The organism is Mesorhizobium vachelliae (genome assembly GCF_033977325.1).
Taxonomy (GTDB): domain Bacteria; phylum Pseudomonadota; class Alphaproteobacteria; order Rhizobiales; family Rhizobiaceae; genus Mesorhizobium; species Mesorhizobium vachelliae.
In genome coordinates this window covers 1-24,673 of record NZ_JAVIIR010000027.1, presented here as the reverse complement: position 1 = coordinate 24,673, position 24,673 = coordinate 1, and the positions used below count along the sequence as shown (strand labels likewise).

At 58.3% G+C, this 24,673-nt stretch carries 17 protein-coding genes; 4 read left to right on the top strand and 13 right to left on the bottom strand.

What is annotated here, in order from left to right:
* Window positions 1–17: 17 nt before the first annotated feature.
* The 6 genes from RFM41_RS32125 to RFM41_RS32100 all read right to left on the bottom strand — a co-directional run bounded on the left by RFM41_RS32125 (window position 18) and on the right by RFM41_RS32100 (window position 6,191).
* Entirely contained in the window at window positions 18–1,274 is a 1,257-nt protein-coding gene (locus RFM41_RS32125) for a polysaccharide biosynthesis/export family protein (RefSeq protein ID WP_320251402.1), read from the bottom strand.
* Between the two features lie 13 nt (window positions 1,275–1,287).
* A complete protein-coding gene (locus RFM41_RS32120; protein ID WP_320251404.1) occupies window positions 1,288–2,535 on the bottom strand; it encodes a hypothetical protein in 1,248 nt (415 codons plus the stop codon).
* Window positions 2,532–3,536 carry an SDR family NAD(P)-dependent oxidoreductase gene (locus RFM41_RS32115; protein ID WP_320251406.1) on the bottom strand — a complete coding sequence of 335 codons (1,005 nt, stop codon included), beginning with the start codon at window positions 3,534–3,536 and terminating at the stop codon, window positions 2,532–2,534. The genes RFM41_RS32120 and RFM41_RS32115 overlap by 4 nt, the downstream gene beginning before the upstream one ends.
* Window positions 3,537–3,604: 68 nt before the next feature.
* Entirely contained in the window at window positions 3,605–4,279 is a 675-nt protein-coding gene (locus tag RFM41_RS32110; protein WP_320251407.1) for a sugar transferase, read from the bottom strand.
* Window positions 4,276–5,412, bottom strand: coding sequence for a DegT/DnrJ/EryC1/StrS family aminotransferase (locus RFM41_RS32105; protein ID WP_320251409.1), 1,137 nt, complete (start codon window positions 5,410–5,412; stop codon window positions 4,276–4,278). Before RFM41_RS32105 ends, RFM41_RS32110 begins: the two co-directional genes overlap by 4 nt.
* Before the next feature lie 56 nt (window positions 5,413–5,468).
* Window positions 5,469–6,191: a nucleotidyltransferase family protein gene (locus RFM41_RS32100; protein ID WP_320251411.1), complete on the bottom strand. Its 723-nt coding sequence runs from the start codon at window positions 6,189–6,191 to the stop codon at window positions 5,469–5,471.
* A 648-nt stretch (window positions 6,192–6,839) separates the two neighbouring features.
* Between RFM41_RS32100 and RFM41_RS32095 the strand changes: the two genes are divergently transcribed.
* Window positions 6,840–7,514, top strand: coding sequence for a LuxR C-terminal-related transcriptional regulator (locus RFM41_RS32095; protein ID WP_320251412.1), 675 nt, complete (start codon window positions 6,840–6,842; stop codon window positions 7,512–7,514).
* Here the strand turns inward: RFM41_RS32095 and RFM41_RS32090 are convergent.
* On the bottom strand, window positions 7,511–9,199 hold the full coding sequence (locus RFM41_RS32090) for a PAS domain S-box protein (protein WP_320319338.1): 1,689 nt from the start codon (window positions 9,197–9,199) through the stop codon (window positions 7,511–7,513). The two genes, RFM41_RS32095 and RFM41_RS32090, sit on opposite strands and share 4 nt — an antisense overlap.
* A 350-nt stretch (window positions 9,200–9,549) precedes the next feature.
* Here RFM41_RS32090 and RFM41_RS32085 point away from each other — a divergent pair, with 350 nt between their 5' ends.
* Window positions 9,550–10,236 (top strand): helix-turn-helix transcriptional regulator, encoded by a 687-nt coding sequence (locus RFM41_RS32085; RefSeq protein WP_320251417.1) that lies wholly within the window; start codon window positions 9,550–9,552, stop codon window positions 10,234–10,236.
* Between the two features lie 224 nt (window positions 10,237–10,460).
* Window positions 10,461–11,537, top strand: a complete 1,077-nt coding sequence (locus tag RFM41_RS32080) for an NAD-dependent epimerase (protein ID WP_320251627.1) — start codon at window positions 10,461–10,463, stop codon at window positions 11,535–11,537.
* A gap of 156 nt (window positions 11,538–11,693) precedes the next feature.
* Here the strand turns inward: RFM41_RS32080 and RFM41_RS32075 are convergent, their stop codons facing one another.
* The 6 genes from RFM41_RS32075 to RFM41_RS32050 all read right to left on the bottom strand — a co-directional run bounded on the left by RFM41_RS32075 (window position 11,694) and on the right by RFM41_RS32050 (window position 22,085).
* Window positions 11,694–12,800 (bottom strand): acyltransferase family protein, encoded by a 1,107-nt coding sequence (locus RFM41_RS32075; protein WP_320251419.1) that lies wholly within the window; start codon window positions 12,798–12,800, stop codon window positions 11,694–11,696.
* Window positions 12,801–13,141: 341 nt separating this feature from the next.
* Window positions 13,142–15,373 (bottom strand): polysaccharide biosynthesis C-terminal domain-containing protein, encoded by a 2,232-nt coding sequence (locus RFM41_RS32070; RefSeq protein ID WP_320251420.1) that lies wholly within the window; start codon window positions 15,371–15,373, stop codon window positions 13,142–13,144.
* Between the two features lie 26 nt (window positions 15,374–15,399).
* A complete protein-coding gene (locus RFM41_RS32065; protein WP_320251421.1) occupies window positions 15,400–17,625 on the bottom strand; it encodes a GumC family protein in 2,226 nt (741 codons plus the stop codon).
* A gap of 1 nt (window position 17,626) precedes the next feature.
* Window positions 17,627–19,621, bottom strand: coding sequence for an asparagine synthase (glutamine-hydrolyzing) (gene asnB, locus RFM41_RS32060; RefSeq protein ID WP_320251422.1), 1,995 nt, complete (start codon window positions 19,619–19,621; stop codon window positions 17,627–17,629).
* Window positions 19,622–19,623: 2 nt separating this feature from the next.
* On the bottom strand, window positions 19,624–20,877 hold the full coding sequence (locus RFM41_RS32055) for an O-antigen ligase family protein (RefSeq protein WP_320251423.1): 1,254 nt from the start codon (window positions 20,875–20,877) through the stop codon (window positions 19,624–19,626).
* Window positions 20,874–22,085: a glycosyltransferase family 4 protein gene (locus RFM41_RS32050; RefSeq protein WP_320251425.1), complete on the bottom strand. Its 1,212-nt coding sequence runs from the start codon at window positions 22,083–22,085 to the stop codon at window positions 20,874–20,876. Before RFM41_RS32050 ends, RFM41_RS32055 begins: the two co-directional genes overlap by 4 nt.
* Window positions 22,086–22,895: 810 nt before the next feature.
* Here RFM41_RS32050 and RFM41_RS32045 point away from each other — a divergent pair.
* Window positions 22,896–24,362 (top strand): calcium-binding protein, encoded by a 1,467-nt coding sequence (locus RFM41_RS32045; protein WP_320251426.1) that lies wholly within the window; start codon window positions 22,896–22,898, stop codon window positions 24,360–24,362.
* The last annotated feature ends 311 nt before the right edge of the window (window positions 24,363–24,673 follow it).

Below are 24,673 nucleotides of genomic sequence, written 5' to 3'. Positions count from 1 at the left end.
CCCGCGGGTTTAATGCCCTACTGGCTCGCTAAACGTCCGGGATTGCTGCCGAACCTCACCTCGATCGTATCTCCTGGACGCACCTCTGAATCTTCTTCGACGGATTGCTTGCGCCATTCTTCACCAATCTTGCGCACGATGGTGATCTGGGCCTCGATGGCTTCTCCGCTGAGCGGCAACGGCAGAGCGGATGCGCCAGCTGGCTGTAATTTCTGGCTGGCGGCATGGAGCCTTGCGGTAGTGTCCGCAAGGCGCACGTCAGTGTCCTTCAATTCGGTCAGCAGACCGATCTTTCGCATGTTTTCGTTGCGCTCGCGTTGCCTGAGATAATCTTCCTGCTGGCGTCGCGTCCGCATGAGCTCGACCGAGGTCTGAAGCGCGCCATTGGAAGAGAGTAGCGCGGATCGCCTGACGTCAGAGAGCCTGGCGTTGGTCAGATTGCCCGCCTGAAACAATTTCGTCACCCGAGCCAGATCGTCTTCGTCCGCCTTGACCCCATCGCTCTCGACCTGCTGGCGCTTGGTTAGAACGTCGATCTGCGCAGCGGCATCTTTTGCACCCTGATCGACGTAGCTTTGCTCCTGCTGGAAGTTATCGAGAGAAATCTTCAGCGATTCTGCTTCAGCCTTGGCAATGGCCGCGCTGAAGGCGGCAGACAATGGCGACCCTTGGGGAGGCGTGCTATCGAAACTTGGCTGATCCTGGAGTTCAGCGCGAATGCGAGCACTATGGAAATAGTCTCGGGTGTATTCCCCCCAGAGCGATTCATAGTCGCGCTGCAGATCAACCGGATCGGGACCAGTCTGACTTGCGCGTGACCGCAAAAGGCTGAGACCGCCAGACACGGCAATCGCCTGTCTCACGGTCATGAGGGGCCGATATGCCTGCTGGCCGGGGGTGAGCACGTCACCGGTCACGTAGATCGGACGATATTCCGCGACTGTGGCGGTCACATCGTCAGGTTTGACAATGATCATCTGCTCTCGCCCATCGGGTAGACGCTGATGAAATATCTTTGTGGGCAAGATCGTTTGCACGCGGGCCTGCAGTTCGGCAGGCGTCAGGCCGCCGATTGATATCAGCCCGACTTCGGGAAGCGCGATCGTACCGTCCATCTGGATCACAGCACGTTGCGTTCGTTCCGGTATCGAGGAGATCCCAATCTCGACGATGTCGCCAGGCGAGAGTTTGTAAGCCGTGTCCGCCGCGAGCGCACTATCTACCGCGGCCAGCATACCAAGCGCTGCAAGAATGTTTCGCTTCGCGAATGCCATAGTGGATCTCCATTCAGTTCGACTTTGGCCCTTCCGACCAGTCGACAAGGGTGACGAAGTCATAAACAAATCCGCCGGGCACACCCCAGTTGCTGGACCAGATCACCTGCGTGCCATCGGGGGATGGCGAGGCGTGGGTCTCGCTTCGGTAGTCAAAATCGATGCTTCGCGTTTGCGCTATGCGCCGGACCTCTCCGCTGCCATCGAGGCGCAGTGCAACAACCTCTCGCGCATAAGGAGCCATTTCAGAACGGGCCGACACCTCATCCGGGTTGCCGCCATAGCTCAGGAACACCCAACCGGGCTTGCCCAACGCGCGCAACGAAGCATGCGAAGCCTCGCCGTATTTCATAAGCGAAGTCACTTTCCCGTCGGACAGCCGGCGCTTGATCACCTGAAACCTGTCCGGATCGGACTTGCTGATGCCGACATAGACCTCGCTCCCATCGGCGTCGACCGTCATGTCGCCATGCCCGGGCCGATGATGCTGTGTCCATTGCTGGCGCAGAGCGCCGTCGATCGAAAAGATAACCGCCTGTTCGGTGCCGTTTGCCAATTCCTGGATGCAGAGAATATTTTCGCCAAGCGGGGAAATCGAACAATTGTCATTGTCGCCGGGAAGTTGCCCAAGCGCGATATCCACATACTTGCGTCGCAGGTTGAGATCATACGCAAACACAACCTCGGCACCGTCTGCGCGAAGCGCGCGCACCGCTATGCGGCTTCCGTCACGGCTTGGGTTGCCCTTGCCCGGCCCGAAGTGCAGATCGTGATAGTCTTTTGAATCGAACAGCACGTCCTCGCGATCGGTCCGTGGTGCCCAGGTCGATACGCGCTGGCCCTGAACGCAGATCATCAGATCCGCATTCTTGGGATGCCATTCACATTCACCCGATCGATCGCGCTTCAGCAGCGGAGCGTATGTGTGCCCGTCGAGAAAGCACATCCCATTGCAGCCGTTGGTTATGACGAGAAGGCTCTGGTCCGCATTCCAGGCTTGGGCGCTGGAATAACGATGGCTGCAATAGTCTTTTACGCACGCGACCCGATTTCCAAGCGGCCCGGGTTTTGTGATCCGTGTGAACGTTTCCCCAAATACGGGATCGACCGTAGGGCGCAGATAGTCGGGCAGCTCCATCGCCGGCGTCGCAACAAACCGCGTTGACGTATTGTTCGCCTGGCTTGCGGCAGCATGCGGATCAAGGCACGCAACGGCGAAAATCAATGGCAACGCCAACGCATGTCGGCGACCGCAGGTCATGTCATGTAGCCCATTTCCCGGCGCACCCGACCTTCGCTCAGGCGCCCTCTCCACCATGATATGGTGCGCTCCAATCCATCTCGCAGATTGGTACGAGCTCGCCACCCGGTCTGGGTTTCGAATTCGGTCGAGTCCGCCAGCAGCGCGCGGACCTCGGAATTCTGCGGGCGCAAGCGGCTTTCATCTCGATGGACAGGTTTCTTCGATCCGCTCAACTCGACCACCAGATCCAGGACTTCCGCGATCGTGGCGGCGCGCTGGCTTCCGGCATTGTAGGCATGGCCGAATTTGAGTTCCGCGACGCCTGCGGTCAGGAATGCCGCGGCCGTGTCTTCGACAAAGGTCAGATCGCGGATAGGGCTCGTATCCCCGACCATGATGGCCGAACAGTTTTTGTCGAGGGCCTGCCTGATTATGGTCGGCACTATCGCCCGCTCGCTCTGGCGTGGGCCGTAGGTGTTGAATGGCCGCAGAGTTACGACGGGAACGTCAAAGGACCTGGCGTAGGCTTCCGCCATCATGTCGGCCCCGATCTTGGACGCAGAATATGGCGACTGGCCCTGCAGCGGATGCGATTCTTTGATAGGCATGGTCAGCGCTGTGCCGTAGACCTCGCTGGTCGAGGTGTGCACGACGCGTTCCGTGTCCCACTGCCTTGCAGCCTCGAGAACATTCATCGTGCCCAGGACGTTGGTTTCCACATATGACTGGGCCGCCGCGTACGAATATGGAATCGCGATCAGAGCAGCCAGATGGAAAACCACGGCTTGACCGCGCATGATCCTGTTGAGGAACGCACTGTCGCGCACGTCGCCACGCACGAATTTCATGTGGCTACGAATGTTGTCCGGCAAATCGTCAAGCCAACCGTGGCTGTCGAACGAATTGTAGAGCGCCAATGCTGTGACATCCGCTCCACTGCGGACCAGTGCCTCGGTGAGGTGCGATCCGATAAATCCATCAGCGCCCGTGACCAGCACTTTTTTGGCTTTGTAGTCCATGACCAATCGTCCTCTTGGCATTCCAACTCCAACGGTGAGGCTCACCGGAGCGTCAGTCCTGAACGGGCTTAGATCTTGATCGGCGACGGCGGTACCCGGCCGACAACGGCCAGAAAACCACGGACCATCCAAACGACGTCAGCCACGAGAGTCCGCTGCGGATAATAGGAAAGGTCGAGCCTGGCCTTGGCAGGAAACAGGGTCTCACGATAGTACGTCAACGGATCCGTGGATTTTGGATAGAAACTCGCCTCGTTCCGGAACAGAACCTGGCTCGGACCGAGCAAGCCGGGCTTGTAGCGCAAAACAGCTTCGGCGCCGCCATGGAAGCAATCCGCGAACGCCAGGCTCTCCGGCCGCGGCCCGATGATTGCCATGTCGCCTATGATCACATTCCACAATTGCGGCAGCTCATCGAACTTTGTCGCGGCGAGCACCCGCCCAATCGTTGTCATGCGTTTGTCGCCGGCGACCGTCAACGCGAGGCCATGGGGGTCGCACCGCACGTCGAACTTCCGGAACTTGTACATTCGAAAGGGTCGAGCCCCGGCACCCAGGCGGGTCTGCGCGAACAAGACAGGGCTACCGCCTTCGGCCAGAAGGCAGACCGCGATCAGCAGCATTAGCGGCGAGAACAGAACCGCGGCAAAGATTGCAACGGAAACGTCGATCAAACGCCGTGCGAACCCGTGATCCGAGGCCGCAACGAAGTGTCGGTGAAGGGATTGATCTGTCGCGTTCATGCGGCGGTTCCCGCTTGAGCGCAGCTGTTCACCGCGGTGGCCAGAGCTTCCACAACCGCCTCGACCACCGCGGAGGTCATCTGTGGGTGAAGTGGGATCGTCAGTTCCCGCTGAGCAAAGTCCTCAGTTCGCGGCAAATGGGTCCCGGGAGAAAGCTCGCGGTACAACGTCATCCGGTGTACCGGGGGATAGTGGATCGTGGTTTGGATCCCCTGGTTGCGCAGTTCGTCGATAACGTCTTGCCGGTCCGCGTATCGCGGCAAAAGTATCGGCATAATGTGGTACGCGGATCTCCGCGCTTCGCTGAATGGAATGGTTATTGCCGGGCAGCGTGCTGCGAGGAGCCGTCGATAAAGGACGACGAGGATGCGCCTTACTTCGTTCCATTCGTGCAGGTTCGCCAACTGGACGAGACCGACCGCGGCCCGCATCTCGTCCATGCGATAGTTGAACCCGAGCATGGTGACGTCATACTGCGGCGTGCGGCTGTTCAGCCGCTGGTGCGTGCCAGTGGTCATCCCATGCCCGCGCGCCTGGCGGATCTTCCCGAGCAGCTCGGGGTCTTGGGCGATCACGGCGCCGCCCTCGGCGGTTGTCATGTTCTTGTTGCCGTAGAAACTGAAGGCTGCAGCAACGCCAAAGGTCCCAACTTCCCTCAAGCCGGGAGCATGCGCTGCGTCCTCGATGATGTGCAGTCCCCGACTACGGGCAAACCTTTGCCATTGTTCTCGGTTGGCCAGATATCCGGCGAAATGCACGAGGATTATTGCCTTGGTGCGCGGCGTGCAGCGAGCTTCGGCTTCCGCAAGCGACATCAGCGGCAAGTCGGCTGACTCGATGTCGACAAAGACAGGGGTCGCGCCGACATAGAGCACTGAGTTCGCGGTTGCCACGAAAGTCAGCGACGGGACCAGCACCTCGTCGCCTGGGCCGATACCAAGTGCGTGCAAAATGAGATGAAGAGCCGCGGTGCAGGAACTCACTGCGACGCAATCGTCCGCACCGTGCATGCGGGCAAAAGACTCTTCGAACAAGCGAACCTGCTCGCCCATGGTCAGCCAGCTGCTGTCAATGACCTTCGCCAGAGCAGCCTTCTCCGGAATACCCAAGATCGGGGCACTTACCAAGAGCATGATGACCTCACTCCCGAATTATCATTCTGTTTGGGGTTCTCGAGAACGGCGATCTGTCAGGCAGCCGCTGCCGCGACTTCAATCGAAGCCGACTGTTCTTCCCAGGAAATGGCCTGAGCATTCTGGAAATCATCGACGCGACCGATGTCGAGCCAAAGCCCTTCGTGCTTGTAGACGTGGACGACCGTGCCTTGCTGCATCATCTGCAGCATCAGGTCGTCAAACCCGAATGGAATGCCAGAGGGAATGAACTTCAGGACATCGGGATTCATGCAGTAGATGCCCATGCTGACGAGATGAGAAAGCGTAGGCTTCTCGCGGAACACCTGTACCGCATCGTCGACTTCGTCGATGACGCCGAAATCCATCTTGATGAGCCGGTTGGCGGTGGCGATAGTGACCGGATCTTTGTGCTTGCGGTGGGCAGCTGTGAACCTGCTGAGGCTCAGATCGGTGAGAACGTCGCCGTTAAGCACGATAAAGGGCTCGGTCAGTTCATCTCGGATAAGCGAGAGTGGCCCGATGGTGCCCAGCGGCTCCATTTCCTGGGTGTACCGTATTTTCAGGTTCCATTGCGAACCGTCACCGCACACGCTGCGGATGAGATGGCCGAGATATCCGGTCGTGATGTAGACCTCTTCAATGCCATTGCGTCGCAGCCACTTGAGAAGCAGCTCGAGCACGGGCCGGGCACCAATTGGCATCAGGGGCTTCGGCAAAACCGACGTGAAGGGACGAAGTCGTGTTCCCATTCCACCGCATTGAATAACCGCTTTCATCCGATCCTCCATAGTTCATTGGTATGTCCATGGTTGGTGCCCGGAGTAGACGCGTTGGCGGTCGCTTTCGACCATGATGGGTCAGAGAGAAACTGCGCTACACGTCAGTCCGAGCATCTTGTGGGGAACGGTATGTGAGCGGTCGAGGGATGTCGTCGTGCAATCGAATGGCACCGGTCCATCGCCTCGACAGCTTCAACTTCTACGCTGACCTATGTGCTCGCCACGCGGGGGACGAGTGTGCGCCGGCGTCTATAAAATTGCCTGGCCACGATGCATTCAAAGACCCGAGGCGCCGGTGTGGAACCCGAGAATTCAGCTGCCGGAAATTTGCCTGTCGCCCCATCAAACAGCTGATATCACATCGAAACCTTCGTAGTTGGCCTCAGACGCGCCTGATCGGAGAGAAAGCTCTCCGACAAAGCCGGAGCCGGTCCGATTTCCAGCCGATTGAATGGTCCTTGAAAAAACAAGGAGATTTTTCCGCCATAGAGGATTATATTAGCGATGTGGCGTGCAAAGGTATGCGGATTTTCTAGGCGTTCGACGAGCGGGTGGCCACCGCCAAGGCCTATCCCCGATTGATCGTTAAGGGCGGAATAAGCGTTTCAAGGCTCGTCCATGGGCCTGCGTTGGGGTGGAATGCAAATGTATCGAATCGTCATTGCAGACGATCACGGTCTGTATCGGCGTGGCCTGAGTTTGGCGCTTAAGGCTGAGCTTCCGGAAGTGGAAATATTCGAAGCTGGATATTTCGATGCTGTCGTCAATGTCCTGGCGCAGCAGGACAATATCGATCTTGCCATGCTGGATCTGAACATGCCGGGGCTGTTCAACCAGCAGGTGCTCGGCGATATTTTGTCCGCGTATCCGGACACCCGTTTTGCGATCGTTTCCGGGAGCGATTCACGATCGGAAATATTGAAGGCCCTGTCGATCGGGCTGCACGGCTACATCGTGAAATCTCAGACGGACCAAGAAGTGGTGTCGGCAGTGCGCGAGATACTCGCAGGCCGCATCTATGTTCCGGCGCTGTTGTCTCGACCTTCCGGGGGTCCGGCATCACCCGCGCTCCCATCAGCAAGAGCCTGGACCCAACGGCGGATGGGAGCGACCAGCCTCAGCAAATTGACCTCAAGGCAGCGAGACGTGCTCAAGCTGATGGCCGAAGGCTTTTCAAACAAGGAGATAGCCCGCGATCTGGACATTTCTGAAGCAACGACAAAAATCCACGCTGCCGCGGTAATGCGTGAGTTGGGAGTACGCAACCGCACCGAAGCAGCCGTCGCGCTCCAGAACTTGCGCTCAAGGTTCATTGATTAGGATTCGATTTCGCGACGGGGCAACCGCAGCGAATATCGTAAGCCACCGTCAAATATCTCCAGCTTCGAAGAATGGCCAATAAGCGGCGCGGTATTGACGCCCAATATCATGGACCCCATGCCATGGCCGATGTTCTTGGTCTTCCGGCGGCTTCCCGATTCGATCCAATCGAACACGACGTCATCGCTTTCCGCCTCATCCGATGCATACGCCCATCTAACCTCGAGGCGCCCCCGGGGAGCACCGATCACACCATGCTTGACGGAGTTCGTCGCAAGCTCGTGAACAATCATTCCGAAGGTTTCGGCAGCACCACTCGACATCAAGACGTCGGGGCCATCGGTCTTTATCTTTCGCGTTTCCAGGTAGGGTGACAGTTCCTGGAGCACGAGGTCTCGTAGCGGTACCGAACTGGCGGCGCGACGCGAGATCATCGTATGCGTGACCTCGAGCGCCCGTATCCGATCAACTAGATCATCCTTGAATTTTGCGACATTGCCTCCTGGAACCTCGACCATTTTCACCAGCGCCGTGACGACCGAGAAAAGATTGCTGAACCGGTGGCGTTGCTCGATCAAAATCCGTTCCCGTCTCCTTACGGTGGCGCGTAGGAGCGTGGTCTGCCGACGCTCGGTCAGGTCAGCTGCTACTCCGATCAGCAATTGCTGATCATGATAGCGCTCCTCTCGCCCCCGCAGAACGACCCAACGAACCGATCCATCCGACCGTCGGACTCTTATCTCAACGTCGTAATTCGTGCTCAGGTCGGATTCCTTGGGAACTGCAAGCTTTGGCCAGTCCGCGGGATGAACGACGGCAGCCAGTTCCTCCATTTGCCGACCGTTGGCGCGGGGCAGGCCAAGAATTTCCCAGAATTTATCAGAACCGGTGACCATTCCGCTTTTGAGGTCGATTTGCCAGGTTCCCAACCGACCGGCCGAAAGCGCCAGATCGAGCCTTTCCTTCTGAACCCGGATCGCTTCGCGCGCCGTCCGTCGCTCCGAGATGTCATCCACAACGGCGATCGCGCTCTCCGAAAGGAGGCCATCGGACCGGTACGATGACAAGTTCAGGCGAGCCCAGAATGTGGAACCGTCCTTCCTCAACAACCGGACTTCCACATCAAAAGGCGTCGTGGACTTGCCTTGATCGGCAAGCGCTTCAACAACGCTGTCACGATCATCGGGATGAACAAGGCGCGCAAGTGGAAAGTGAGCAAGGTCAGCTTCGCTGTAGCCTGTCAGTTCACAAAGGCGCCGGTTGGATTGCAGAAGCTCGCCTTTGTCATTGGTGTTTGCAAAGCCGATTGCCGCACGCTCGAACACGGAACGGAAGCGGCTTTCGGTGGCTTCCACAGCGCTTAATCTGTCTTCGGCGATCTCCAAAGCCGCGCTTAGATCCTGCCGCAAGCGGTGGAACATGAAGGCAATCATAAAGCCAGAAACAAGAAGGAAGATTGCCCGCAGCCAATCCTCCACGGAAACTTCACCGCGTAGAATTCTTGCTGCCCCAAGGCCGGCGGCGGCGGTCACAAAAGTCGCGGTGATTGCTGCGTTACGTCCGACCAGATATACAGAGACAATTATAGCCGGAATAGATGAAATAAAAGTTGCTTCGGTTTCAGCCAGAGCTAAGTTTGATATTTCGAATATTACAGTAACAATTAGCACCAACATGGAGGCCATGCGAGCTAACGACGTACCTTGCAGGCGCAAAACCAATCTACGCAGATGCCCCATGTCTCAGACTACAACTTTTGGATTAACCCGTCGAGCCTAGAACGCCACCGTCCGGTCTAGTACCACAGCCGGATTTGCGGCCACCAAATCCCAGCTTACTATCAACCTCAGAAGAGCCTCTGGTTTCGTTCGGCTCATCGCAAAGATGCCGTTGAGAAATCGATGCAAGTCCTTGAGACAGATAGGTCTTTTGGGCAGAGGCAACTTTTCCGGGTGGCGTCACATAACGGGTGACGGTGGACAACGATAGGAGACTTGGGAACTTCAATTCGGCCAAACACGGGTGGGGTAAGGCTATGTCTTTCATCGACAGGCGCAACGACACTGTTGCGAGCAAGCAGCATATTGAATTGGGCACGGCGTATGGCAGCAGTGTCGCACGCACGGCACGTTACATGTCGGACAGGCAGGGGACTGCATGTGCTTCAAAGCGACGGAGCATGGAATCCGTCACCGGCATGCTCGACCGCATCGGCTGTGGCTTTCTCGTCCTTAATCGCGAAAAAAAGGTGCTGGAGTGGAACACTGCGGCTCAAAGCACCTTTGAACGCCAGGGTGAGACGGCCGGTACGGCGTCCGAGCTTACGGCTGCGCTGAGGCGGCTGGTCGCGAACGTCCCAACCAACTTCCTGCCGGGTTCATTGTCGTGGGTGGTGATCCGTACCGCTGACGACCGGCCCGTGGTACTCAACGAGGGCGGGGTCATTGCGCCTGAAGGAACAAGTATCGTGGCCTTGTTGGACCGGGAAAACCGGTCCTCGGCCAACCCTCAGACGTTGCAGAAGATGTTCGGGCTGACGAGTGCGGAAACTCAGCTTGCCATGCGGCTGGCTCAAGGGGATGCGCCCTTGGAAATCGCCCGCAGCTGGCGTCTTAGCCGCACCACAATAAGGTCTCAGCTGGCCTCGCTATTTGCCAAAACTGAAACCAAGCGCCAGGGTGAACTGGTAGCTTTGCTCGGGCGAATTTCCGTATTGCCGTGACAGTCGCCTCAACAGTGAGGCGGCGGCCATGTCCGGATTTCAGGTCGGTTCCGCGCTAAGCGAAGCCCTGCCCGATCCAATATGGCCGACAAGCTCGACGTTGAATTCTCGAAGCGGGACAACTCGTCATGGTCGGACACAATTTCAAGGCCGCGGATGTGCTTGATGCACAACGTGACAACTCCCGTTCCGCAGGAACGGGAGTTGATCGATCGAGCGCTGACATGAGGGTCGCGCAGCTGGCGCGGAAAGGTCCTATTGTAGTCACCGGCGCCGCGGGATTCATCGGGTTTCATGTGGCGTCGCGGCTTATGCGTCACGGCGCGCAGGTGATAGGCGTGGATAATTTCACGCCCTACTACGATCCAAGGCTCAAGGAAGCGCGTTTTGCGCATCTCTGCGCCGAGCCAGGATTCACGCCGATCCGCATGGATCTGGCGGACCGGTTGTCGGTGCAATCCCTGTTCTCGGATTTCCAGCCTTCGCATGTCGTGCACCTGGCTGCCCAGGCGGGTGTGCGCTATTCGCTTGTCGACCCGCACGCCTATGTTCAGTCCAACATCGTGGCGTTTCTCAACATCCTGGAGGGTTGCCGGCACTTCGGCATCAAGCATCTGGTCTACGCATCGTCCAGCTCGGTCTATGGCGCCAACCAAACCATACCCTTTTCCGAACACAGCGGCGCTGCCCACCCAATAAGCTTCTATGCCGCCACCAAGCGCTCAAATGAAGCTATGGCGCACTCGTATAGTCATCTATTTGGCTTGCCGGCGACAGGGTTGCGGTTCTTCACCGTCTACGGACCATGGGGCAGACCCGACATGGCGGTCTACGCCTTCACGCATGCCATCGCTGAAGGGCGCACGATCGACGTGTCCAACGCCGGCCGTGTCTGGCGGGATTTTACCTACATCGACGACATCGTCGAAGGGGTGGTTCGAGTGCTCGCAACGCCACCATGCGCCGACCGCAATTGGGACGGTTGCGCTGCCGATCCGGCTACCAGCTCAGCCCCATATCGCCTGTACAACATCGGCAATGATCGGCCGGAAGAGGTCAATCGGCTGATCATGATCATAGAAACGGCCCTAGGTCGCAGAGCTCTCCGCAGGGAAGTGCCTTTGCCTCCGGGTGACGTTCTCGAGACACGCGCCGATGTTGGCGATCTTCGCCGCGCCGTAGGCTTCGCGCCGGCGACCACGCTCGAGGATGGCGTAACCCGTTTTGTCGAATGGTATCGACATTTTCACGGAAGCAACACAACCTCCGAGACGGAGCGACAAACGCTCGTAGCTGTGTAGGTCTCCGGCAGCTAGAGCGCGTCGCGATCTTCAGATCCGCTCCCTGCGCTTTAGGTTCTTGACTCTACGCATGTCTTTATCCCGAAATCGGTTCCCGCTTTCGGGAGACAGCCTTAGGGTCCTCGCGATCCTCTGTCCCGGGGGCCTGGGGGCAGGCTATGTCGGCGCCACTGAGCTATTCGCGCGGGCGGATCTGCTTGGTGCGATGTGACCAATGGCAGACATCAGACCGCGGATGAGCGGCTTGCGTATTGGGGTCTCGATGAAACGCCAGATTAGAAAAGAGGTGAGAAGCACTGCGAGCAGAACGCCAACGAACGCAGCGTTCCTGCCGATTAGCGGGGCCAGCGCGTTGAGAGAAATGTAGCCGATATATTGGTGCAAAAGATAAAGGGGATAGGTCAATCCGCCGAGCATGAGGACGGTTTTTGAAGCTGGCACGATGGAGCGGATCAGGAGCGCGCCTGCGAAGATAGCGAAGACCACACCATTGGCGACAAAGAGAGCGGGATAGGAAATGGCTGTTCCGTAGTGAAGCCGCATCCAGCCTTCATCGACTCTGATTGTCTGGCAGGACAACAGGAAGGCCGCGACCAGGAGGATAATCGCCGCGGGAGATCGGCCATTTTGAACAATCTGCTGGGCCAAAATACCGAAGGCGAAGAAGGGCGCGTAGGTGGTGATAAGCAAGATACGGATCGCCGTGTTTCCGAGGAAGAGCTCATTTCCTGCCGAGATCGCGAGCCAGATGGCCACGATCGCCAGCTTCCCGTGTTGGAAGGCGCCGGCGAACATAAGCGCCGCGACCCAACCGTAGAACACGATCTCGAGCATGATCGACCAGTAGACGCCGTCCATGGACGGTCTGCCGAACGCACGGGCAAACATGGAAAGATTGGCGGCGTAGGTCGAAACATCGGTCGGAAAACGCGGGTTGTTGGCAATTGAGAGAACGACAAACGTCAACGTCATGCAGACGAGAAATCCAGGATAAAGCCGCACGATACGCGCGACGGTGAATTCCTGCCACGCTCGCCCCTCGGCCGACCATGTGATGACAAAGCCGCTGATAAGGAAGAACAGGCTGACACCCAGATAGCCGTAGATGGCAAACGGCGCCGCGGCGGGATATCCGGCATTGATGTCTCCGGCGATCGGGCCGCGAAAAAGATAGTGAAAGCACACAACCGCCAAGGCAGCGATCAATCGAAGCAGGTCCAGTGATGTCAGGCGCGATGAGCTGGTGCTGCCAACCCGTTCCATTGCCCCCTCCTCGTCGCTAGAGCAATTCCAGGAAAAGTGTGAGCGGTTTTCCGTTCGGAATTGCACAAAAAACAAAGGGATAGAGCGATTCGCCGTTTCCATGAAAACGGTGAAACGCTCTAGCGTGTCCTGCCGCCGACCAAAGGCCTGATCCCCGAGGCTTCAGGGTTACAGAGAAGGCCCATCAAGCGTGCATGAATAGTGCTTGTCGCGTCAGGCGAGATCATCGTGCATTTGGATGAGTTCGCCTCGCCACCAGAGCCGGGCGAAAGGTGTGCGAGGCACTTCTGATCCAGAGATACGGTAGCAATACTCTGGTCGGTACCGCTATTCACCAGGGGTCAAGGCAGGAACCAGTAGCGTTGGGGGCGATGGGTTTCGATCGCGCGCCCTTTGAATGACGTCATCGCATAGATCAGGCCAGGCATGATCTTCAGCCGTTTGCGAATATAGACCGCCATTGCGACATTCCAGACGACCAGGGCAAGCGCAAGACCTATCGCCGCGCCCAACGGACCGTAGATCTCTACCCCAATGGCACAACCGATGACACCGATAGCTGCCCCCACTATCATCGTCACCGCGGCCGCCCATTCGTTCCCTGTCATGGTCAGGAGATTCAATTGCGGGCCACACACGGCCACGAAGACGTATCCGAGCATCAGCACGCGCGCGATGGGCGCTCCGGTACCGAAGTCCTCACCAAACCAACTCAGGAGCGGCCGAACAATCAAGAGCAAGGGGATTGCCATTGCTATCGCAGCAGCGGAAGAAAGCAGGGAAGCTCGTGAAAACAGCTCCTGCAGACCTCTTCGGTCGTTCCTCGCGTAAAGTGTAGCTGCCGTCGGCGAGAACATCGTGGAGACGGCCACCAGCGAGAGACCGACAAGCAACGCGACATTGAGGCCCAGGGCAAAGATACCTGCGTCGCGTATATGGCCGGTCCAGCCGAGAACCATGACCCCTGCCCTGTTGATGAAGACATCAAGACCCGCCATCAGCATGATGGGAGGAACCGCCGACCACCAATCCTTCGACGCGTCCGCAGGTTCGGCGTGTCGCAAACCTGGCGGCTGAAACCTCGCCAACAAAATGAAGACGAATCCCACTGTCACGACGGAACTCGTCAACACCGCTTGCATGACCAAGGGTGCGTTCAAAGTCCACGATCCGGACAAGGCTGCGATACTTAGCAATGTCAGCAGCAGTCCGTCGCGCACAATACGTTCTGGCAAAAGAGCGGAAACACCGCCACCGAAAGCACGGATGAGAGCGGCCCCCAGGGCCGAGGTGGTGACCAACGGAACGGCCGCCATACCCAGAAGCTGGCTGACCTCAAGTTCCCTGTTGTGCGAGGACGATGACAGAAAGATGTAAGCTGCCCCTCCCAAGCCAAATAGAGTCGCCACCGCGAATGAGCGTTGAAAGGCAAATCTGATCACACCGTGAGCCAGGTCAAGACGCCCCTGAGCTCTGTATGCAGATACGAAGCGCAACAACGATACGTTGAAGCCAAGCGTTGCCAGATATGCGAGCACCGATGTGGTTGAAAGGACGTAGGAGTAAATACCATAGCTTGTCGAGCCCACGATGCGGGCAATCAGCAATTGCGCCAGGCTGGTTAGACCTGCCCCAGTCACATAAATCATCAGCGCAAAGACGGAGGCATAGCCCAGGCTACGATTTATTTCTTCCTTCCCAAGAGTTACCGCATCGCTCCCAGCTGCGGAACTTATGGGTTTCTGTATTGTTATGGTATCTCCACCGTCATCGAGGTAGGCGGTGTCTACTGTCAGCGATTGCGGTGGGTGAGCAACTTGGTACCGGTACATGGGAGTGACCTGATCGTGGACCATCTTGGACGCGATTTTGCGGCTGACGAGTTCAACGCTTTTCGACAACGACCGGTCATCGAGAGTTTCAACGGAAATTGTTTTCCTGTCGGTTGCCACAAGGATATCGTTGATATTTTGGAATACTCCGAAAGCCCCCATGCTCGCTTCGAAATCCGCCTCGAGAAGGCGCTCGGCCGGGGCCGCATGCATCATCCGCTCCCGCAACCGCGTCTCGACTGCCGCACGCGGCAACACCACGCGCAAGGTAAGATCCGCGGTAGGAGTGACTTTTAGCGCTCTTGCAATCGCAATGTTGTCGACGCAACCGTGAAAGATCGCCAGAGACGCAACGGCCTGCACGTACCCCTGGTCGAATATTGTAATCTCCCTGCACTGCCGCGCCTGATCCCAACGATGGGAAAGGTTTATGATTTTCTGCCAGACCCGAGCTCGCCAGATAAATTTCCTTGGCTCAATCGCCTTTAGCATCGACGAGGAGATCGATAGGTATTTTATCAAGTCGGATGTGTATATAAACAGCTTTGCAGTCGAAAATACTGCGGAAAATACTCTGAAAATAAACATAAATATCCCAAGATCAACACTCCTCGACCGTCTACTCGCCTTGTGACTGAACACGACTTTCGTAACATAGCCTTGCCCGCGCAGCGATTTGGCAAGCGCACGGGCAAAGACAGCTTTGCCGGCTCCAGGTGGTCCAAAGAGTTCGATAATCATTTCCTGCCACCGGAGGCTCGAGTGCTTTATCGGTTTCCAACCAGCAGAAGATCGCCACTGTCTCCAAAATGATATTTGGCGTGCTGCTTGAGGTTTACGTCAGTGAGAGCGATCCCCACCGGGACGGATCCCGCCCCATCAGGCTGCAGCGACACCAGAATGCCGCGTGCGATACTGCGCGGGGTCTTGGCCCAGCGGACAGCAAAGACAACGGAGTCTACCCAACTGGTCAGCAGTCGGGATTCTGGACCTTCCAGCCCAGGCAGCCCGTTCAGGATGACGAGATTGTACGCAGCGCCCAGCCTGTCCGCGAAGTGCCGCGGCTCATCGACTTCAAACAAGAGCTTCAGAAGGTCATCCGAGACAATGGGAGCGGCCATGAAATCGATGCCGATTTCAGGCATGCTCACAATCGCATCGTCCAGATTGCAGCGGCTCCTCACATAGTCTTCAAACGACTTGCCGGGCTTCGAAACACCGAACTCACTCACAAAATCATTGGTCAGCCGCGCGTCCTGCGGGTCAAGATCGATGAACAGCACATTGCCGCCAAGGCGTGTGGCCGAGAGCGCCAGGCTCCAGGCAAGCTCTGTTTTGCCATCGTTTTTGCCGCTCGATGTAACCAGAACGATTTGTGAAGTCCGTCCTGCGGCCGGTTCGGATGCAGCGTTGACCGCCAAGGACAATGCGGCACGGCCATAGGTGGAATTTTTCTGGGCAAGAATGAGATTCCGCAGACGCCTGGCGCGCAATCCAGGCACCTTGGGCAGCAGCCCAATGCAGGGGAAACCAAGGGCTGCTTCGGCCTCGGCCTCGCCGCGCAACGTTTGATCGAGGCGCGTGCTGACAAGAGCCAGGATGCCCCCGATTAGACAAAACAAGACCATTCCCGGAGGGATGAAGTACACCGGCGAAAGGCTCTTGGGGACGGTCGGCGGCCAGGCAGTCGAAATGATCGAGACACCCGGTGACGGGTTGGCGATGCGCCGCGTCAAATCCTGTTGTCTGGCCAGCAGCTCGTTGTATCGCTGAGTCAGGATGGCAACCGTCGGCTCAAGCGCGCGCAATCCAGAGACCCGGCCAGCCGTATCGGCCACCACCGCATCCAACACGTTCTTGCGCGCCTCCAGCGCTGCAACCTGAGCCCGATAGATATCTGCTTCCGTGGAGATGCGCGCGATGCCCTCTTCGATCTCACGCTTGACCGCAATGCCAAGATCCTGATCGGCAGGGGCTTTCACCTGACGTGCAACAATTTCAGCCAGGGTCGGTGACCCGATGGCTTCGGCGAGCGAAGCGCCTGCCGCCCCCGACGCTTGCAAGTCCTTGATTTGCGCGAGACGAGACTCAACCGCAGCAAGATCGGCTTTCGACAGCGATATCTGCTGGTTAAGATCGGCTGCTTCCCGGGCGGCGTTGTCCATCGCGCCTTGATCGACTGTGCCGTGGCTAAGCCGATATTCCTCCAAGCGGTCCGTGGCTTGCGCCAGATCGGACTGGAGCTTGGGCAGAGCCGCGACCACGGAGCTGAGCTCCATCTTGTCGGCTGCCTGACTATCGCTCGCGAGATCATCGACGTACACTTGAGCGAATGTATTGGCCACCAAGGCTGCCCGGGCGGGATCGGTATCCGTGAAACCGACGGTGATGACCCGTGATCGCAGCTCTTGCCCAACTCTTACGCCTCGGCGCAAGGCCTTCAAATCCGCGGCCTCCGCTGCTTCTGGGCTCAGTTTGCTCTGACCGCCCTGTCCCCAAATCCAATCCAGCAGTCCATCTGCAGCAGAGAGCTTTTTAGCTGGAGGCACCGCGGTGACGTCCTGCCCCGCACCGTTGCTGGGGTTGTTCGGGGCCTGGGATCTGACTTTTCCCAATGCCGCGACAACGCGGCGCATATTTTCAAGCGATGTCAGCATCGTTAAGTGGTTGTCTATACTGGTGTCGAGCATGTCCTGACCGCCCGTTCCATCGGGCGTACTTCTGGCCGCAGCCTCGACAATTATCTGCGTTGTCGCCTCGAACTGGGTTGGACGAGAAAAGCCTACGATCGCCGCAACCACGCCGCCCAAAATAGCCATAGCCAGGAGGAACCATTTCCGCCTTGCAATGGTGATCCACAGTTGGTTGAAGGGAGTCTGAGCGTCTCCTGGCTCGCGCAGTTGACGCCTCATGCGCGGATTGGGCTCGCGCACCGCCACGCGCGTCTCTGTGGTGCGCGGCAGGTGAATTCGGCTAACTATCGAACCTTCCATCTCAAACTCCCGTCATTTCAAGCATGCGAGACCGGCTCGTTGACACCGCAGGTCGATTGGCGTCGCTGCGCCATGCCAAGAACATCAATACCGCCCAGAGATCGCGGGAATGGTCCCGCTTTCCATAGATGTGATCGCGCCAGCACGTCTGGACCTTAGCGACGTCCAGAAGCCCATCTCCGGAATGGCGCATGTCGGCGAGCAGGTCGCTCGCCCACCCACGCAATGGCCCCCTCAGCCAGACCGCTATCGGCACGTCGAAGCCTTGCTTGGGCCTGTCTATCAGCCGCCGCGGCACGTACCGATGCAACAACTGGCGCAGGAGCCACTTGCCTCGCCCGTGGCGAACCATTGCTTCCGATGGCAGCCGCCACGCGAATTCAACAACGCGGTGGTCGAGTAGCGGGCACCGCCCCTCCAGCCCGTTCGCCATGCCGGCGCGGTCCAGCTTCACCAGGATGTCGCCCGGCAAATATCCGGCCATATCGTTGTAAACGAGCCGAGACAGGAGATCGTCGAGTTGTGGCGCTGGGCGAGACGACGGCCGAAATCCATGGCCGATGAGGTCTGCAGTCGATGATGCCGTCAGGCGCTTGTATAGCTCCTCCTGGTCTGAAGCGACCAGCAATTGAGCCAGTCGCTCCAGCCGGTCGCTGCGCAATGCATGCCCGATCAGGCCCGAAAGCGGCAGCTTGTTGAAGACGTCGTGACGGGTTGCGCGCGCCACGATCCCAATGCCCGCCGCAAGCGAGCCGCGCAGCGGAGGCGACAGACGATGCTGGCGGTTTGCCCGCGCGGCCATCAGATGGCGAGCGTAGCCAGCGAAGCATTCATCGCCACCGTCGCCCGTCAGCGCCACGGTAACGTGCTGGCGAGCAAGTCGCGCCACCAGCAGAGTGGGGATCTGCGATTCGTCGGCAAACGGCTCATCCCAAGTATGGGGCAATTCCGGAATCACATCGCGTGCGGAAGCGGGAGAAAGATGCAGTTCGGTGTGATCGGTGCCTAGATGCCGAGCCACAGCTGCAGCATGAGGAGCTTCATCGAATCCGCGCTCCCCGAAGGCGACGGTGAAAGTGCAAACAGACTTCTGGGATTGAGCCTGCATGAGCGCCGCAACTGTGGAGCTGTCGACGCCGCCGGACAGGAAGGCGCCGAGCGGCACATCCGCGACCATGCGCTGCCGAACGGATATCCGAAGCAGCCGGTCGAGCTCATTGATCAGTTCCTCATCGCTGCCAAGGATCGGATCCTGCCGGCCTTTCGTGGCAACGTCGGCCAATGACCACCAGAACCGCACCTTGTGTCGAACGGTCCCTGTACGGCGCGCTTTGGCGAAATCCGCCGCAGTCAGAGATAAGGTCGAGCCCGGTGGCAATTTGAAAACGCCGCGCCAGATGCAACTGTCATCCGGCACCCATCCCCTCGAAAGCATGGCACTTGCTGCATTGAGATTGAGTTCCGGATGGAAGTCCGGAAAACATCGTATCGCTTTGAGTTCAGAGCCAAAAACCAGGGCATGGCGCGTGGGGGCGACATAGATCGGCTTTTTTCCCATCCGATCGCGGGCAAGATGAAGTGTTCTCGTCTTTGTGTCCCACAGCCCAAACGCGAACATACCTACAAATCGGGTAAGCGCGGCATCAAGCCCCCAATGCTCGACAGCTTCAAGTACAACTTCCGTGTCGCATGTACTGCGGAAATTATGACCGGAACCTTCGAGTTCTTGGCGTAAATCGTGGAAATTATATATTTCGCCGTTAAAGGTGATGACATACCGGCCACTTGCGGAACACATAGGCTGACGCCCAGTCTCCGACAAATCCACGACAGCCAGGCGACTGTGGCCGAAAGCGATGCCGGCATCAGCGTCCTTCCAGAAATTTTCGCCGTCCGGACCGCGATGACGAAGGGCGCTCGTCATTTCCACAATAGACCTGAGCGGCCTTGTGCTGGCTGCGTCTGGCGCAAGAAGGATTCCGGCAATTCCGCACATGCCTATCGATCCACAGCTTGTGCAGTTGCCGCAATCGGCCTGGGTGTCCCGGCCACGAGGCAAAGCGTGAGTGAGAACCACACGATTGGGTGGCGAACGATCAGGTGCGGAAAGCCGAAAATGCCAATCGACACCAACATCGCGACCATGGCGTCGATCTTTGAACGCCACGCGTAGACCGCGCTGATGCCGACGATCCAGAACAGGGCGAGGACGGCCAACAGTCCGCCTTGCGTATAGAGATCAAGAGGCGTGCTGTGGGCCTCGAACGGTAGATCGCTGAACTCCTTGTAGACGATGGATCTATCGACATGGGGCCCGGGGCCGAGCCCCATGGATCCGGATTCCAGCCCTTTGCCGAGCGCGTTGGTCCAAAGACTGATGCGCAGTGCGGCGGTCTCGGCGGTAGCCTCGCCACCCTCGCCTTTGGTCAGGCTCTTGGCGAAATTTTCAACGCTGGCGGTTTCCGCAAGTACATAAGGCGATAGCGATAGGGAAAGCGGGACAAGGCCGACCAGCAGCCAGATTGCCGCCTGGCGTCCAACAGTGGCTCTTTCGCTGGTCGTTATCCACGCCCGGATGCGCAGGCCCAAAAACACCACGCCCGTCAGCACGGTTGTCAGAAGGTGGGTGTCGCTCTTGGTCAGCCTTCCGACATAAACTATCAGAGCAAGGCTGGCGACTGCGAACAACTGGGCCAACCTGTTGCTGCTTGTGGTTGCCAGGTACAGCGCTATGGGGGCAAACATGGCGCAGTAGAGCGCAAGTTGGTTCGGATTGTCGGACCAACCCATGAACCGATCCCAAAACCATGGATTTACGCCGGACTGGTGTATCAAGCCGAAGCCAAGCGCCAGTTGGGCGGCAAAACACAAATCGGCGATTGCGATTATCCACCAGCAGGTCCGGCGCAGGTGACGATCCGCGTGGGGATCGGCCGCGAGCAGGCATGTGACCGAGGCCAGCAGCAGATAGGCAATCATGTCGTGAACCGGCGCCGCCAGATACCAGACGGTGGTCAGCAGCCCGACGATCAGGCCGATTGCAAGAGCAACAGTCAGGGTCAGCCAGAAGGCTGCAAGAATGGAAAGCGCCGGCGTAACCTCCAATCTGCCGCCTGCAATCACCCGCACAAACGACAGCATGACCCAAAGCGCGAGGAACAGCTCGCTATATCCGAAGGGTGCCCCCGGAATCTCGAGCTGCGATGCATAGGCCATCGCGACACCGCCGGCGAGCAGCACATCGCGGATCATTGGCGTACCTCGCCAAGTCCGCCGATCGCGGCATCGTTCGCCGCCTGCGAGACGTGGTGGGTGACGATACCGGGCGAAGCGGCGGCGAGAACATGCTGGTAAAGATCGCAATACTGGTCGACGACCAGCGGCAGCGCGAAATGCTGCTTGACGAATTCAATGGAGCGAGCCCCCATGGCCGCTCCATTGGGGCGGTCGGCCAAGATTTGATTTATCCTGGAAGCGAACGCATCGGCATCGCCAGGCTGAACAAGGTATCCGTTCCAACCAGGTTCGACCACTTCGTTGCAGCCCGGCATGTCCGAGGCAACGATAGGCAGTCCAGCCAATCCCGCCTCGAGCAGGACGCGTGGAACGCCCTCCCGATATTGCGTCGGAAAGGCGAACACATCCGCCATGCCAAGTAGAGCGGGCACATCGCGCCGCGGACCCAGCGCGATGACATGAGGGGAATGGCGTTCGATCTCCGATTTGTCGACGGCGAACGGCCCCTCGGATTCCCATGGACCGACAAGCACGAAACGCGCATTCGGTCTCTTTTCAAGAACGCGAGGAACTGCCTCAAGCAGCGTTGGGATGCCCTTCTCGCGCGTCAGCCGGCCGACAAAAATGATCACTTCAGCCGATGATAGCCCGAGCTGCTCGCGTATCGCCTGCGCCGACGGCCCGCTCTGTCTTGCCCTGGCAAAGCCGTCGATGTCGATGCCGGAACTGCGGATCAAGTGGCCGGTCCCGCGCGCTATCAGCCGATAGCGATCAAAGAAGGCGTGATCGTCACGGTTTTGAAACACTGTCGCCGCCGTCCAGCGCGACGAAAGCCACTGCAATGCACAAAACACCGGACGCAGCGCCAAGGCTCTCGGCTGCAGGGAAGAAAACGTCCAGCCAAGGCCATTGATGGTGCGGATGACCGGAACGGTCCCCCTTATCGCCAGCGGCGTCAAAAGATTGGGCTTGGTATCAAAGCTCTGCACGATATCCGGGCGCAGGTCCGAGATCAGTTTTCGGATCGTCCTTACGGCGCCTCCACTCCCGCTGGAAAATCGGTCGAAACCGTAGCGATGGTGCGGGATGTCATGCTGCGAGAATGCTGTATCCGGACCGCTCGACACCGCAGTGACCTGGAAGCCCTTCTGGCGCAGCGCGAGCAGAAACGGAATCCTGAAGGCGTGGTCCTCGCCTCCAACACACACAAGATGCGGGCTCATGCTGCCTCCCCCGACCGCCCGTCAGACTCGGGCCGCGTGCACCGGTCAGCATTTCTTCCTGCTTCCATGATCTTGGTTCGCCACTCAGATACATGTTTTGCGCCAAGGTTCACGGTATGGGCAGGCTTGCCCAATGTCCTCGTCCGTTTGAATGACCGGACCCATCTCAGGGCGCGCGCCTGCGTCGGAGGGCGAATTGAACGTCCGTTTCGGCGAAGGGATTCGAGGCTCTGAGCCGGTGACAAGGCCTCAGCTTGAGTTCCTTCGGTTCAACCGCCCCTCAACTCCAAGTTCGGCGAACGCGGCTGATTGCATAAGCCCTGGATCTGACGGGGCATCGACAGAGCTAAATTCCTGGCAAAATGCCTGAAGGACGCGCACCCAAGCCAAGTTTCCTTCGCTCGAAAAGGAAGAGCGGCCGCGATGGTCACCCCCAAGAAAGTTTCAACTTTTCTCAAAAATCCGGGAATTGATCCTGACGACTGTTTCCTTATTGCTGCGTTCTGCTGCTTAGCATCAACGATTCTACCGTATCGGGTTGTTTCGGTTCCAGCAGCGCGTCGATCACCGCGTCCACGGTCTTTGTGGCTCGAAGGTTGAACAACGGGATCGTGTTATCCCCGGCTAGTTTGGGGCGTCGTCAAATACCGAGAATTGGTGCAACTGACTGTTAAGATTAACGGTTTTTGGTGCTGGTAAGTCCTCGATCAATCATTCTATCACCGCATTTCAGTATTTGATTTGGCGCTAATGTACACTCTCAGTTAGGCAGGGGGTGGGGCGCTTATCAATCAGAAGAAGGATGTTCGCATGGCTACCATGCATTACGCCTACGGCGCCCCGGCCTCTGCCGCCATTGCCGATGGCTTCAACTTGATCGACCTTCAGTACGCGTCATCGGTCAACGCGCTACCCGACGGCACCAAGGCTCTGATTTACCTTAATGAAGGCAGCGGGGTGACCCAGTCTTTCATAGACAAGGTGACGCCCCTCCTCGGCAATTCCAAGGTTTTTGGCTTTTATCTGACTGACGAGCCCGATCCCACGGGCAAATATCATACCCAGGTCACCGCCGCGAATCTGAAGGCCGAATCCGACTGGATCCACTCGCATTTCCCGGGGGCCAAGACCTTTATTACCCTGATGGAAATGGGGACGTTCTACAACTCCGACTACACCAACACCTACAACCCCGCCAACACCGGGATCGACTATTACGGGATCAACCCCTACCCCGTACGCTCCACCGTGGTCGACTTCAATTACATCGATAGAGCCGTCGCTGCGGCGGAGAAAGCGGGCATCCCGCAGAGCGCAATCGTTCCGGTGTACCAGGCGTTTGGCGGCGGCGGCTGGGCGACCAACACGGGCGGGTCCTATGTGATGCCCACCACCGCCCAGGAGCAGACCATAATCGACCATTTTGCAAAGCTGGTTCCGTCGCCTGCCTTTGACATGGTCTACAAATGGTCCTCCCAGAATGGCGAGACCTCGCTTGGCAACACGCCGTCGATGCAGGCCTTCTACCTGGATCACAACACTCACACCAGCACCAGCACGAGCAGCGGTAGCGGCACTGGTACTGGCACGAGCACCGGCACGACAACCCCGCCTCCGGTCACAACCACGACCGCCGATATAAAGGGTACCAGCGGCAACGATATTTTACGCCCGGCCGACAACGCCGCCCACACGATGGCGGGCTATGCCGGCAATGACGACTACTATGTCAACAATGCCGCCACCAAGGTGATCGAGGCCGCGGGCCAGGGTCAAGACAGGGTGTGGACCTCCGTGAGCTATGCGCTTACGCCCGGCTCGTCGATTGAAGTCCTTGGCACCCAGAAGGACGCCGGCACCACGGCAATCAACTTGACTGGAAACGAACTGGCCCAGCACATCATCGGGAATGCCGGCAACAACATCATAAACGGCGGTGGCGGCGCCGATACGCTGACCGGCAATGGTGGCAACGACACCTTCGTTTTCAACACCGCCCCCAGCAAGGGTGTCGTCACGATTACCGACTTCAACCCGGCCCTGGACAAGATCCAACTGGATCACGGTATCTTCCAGGGGCTCAGCACCGGGGCGCTCGCAAGCACTGCTTTCTATACCGGTACGGCCGCTCACGACAGCACCGATCATATTGTCTACAACAGCACGACCGGAGCGCTCTACTTTGACAGTGACGGGATAGGCGGAGCGTCTCAGATCCAGTTCGCCAGCCTTACTCCGCATCTCGCGATCACGGCGAACTCGTTCGCTGTGGTCTAGAGGTAGATCATACCTCCGTTGCAGCGTTCGTGACGATCCTGCGGATTGCACCGTTGGTTGGCTGCAGCGGGCTGCCCAGTCAGCATCCTCGATCGCCGCAAAAGCGGGCTAAGCATCGGGATTGCGCAAAACAAAGAAGTTACCGGCGACACTGTTCGCCGGTAACGATCTGAACTTGAGCGGGTAGCCATCCGCCCTATTCCACCGTCACCGACTTCGCCAGATTGCGCGGCTGGTCGACGTCGGTGCCCATGAAGACGGCGGTGAAATAGGCCAGCATCTGGATCGGCAGGGCGTAGATGATCGGCGCG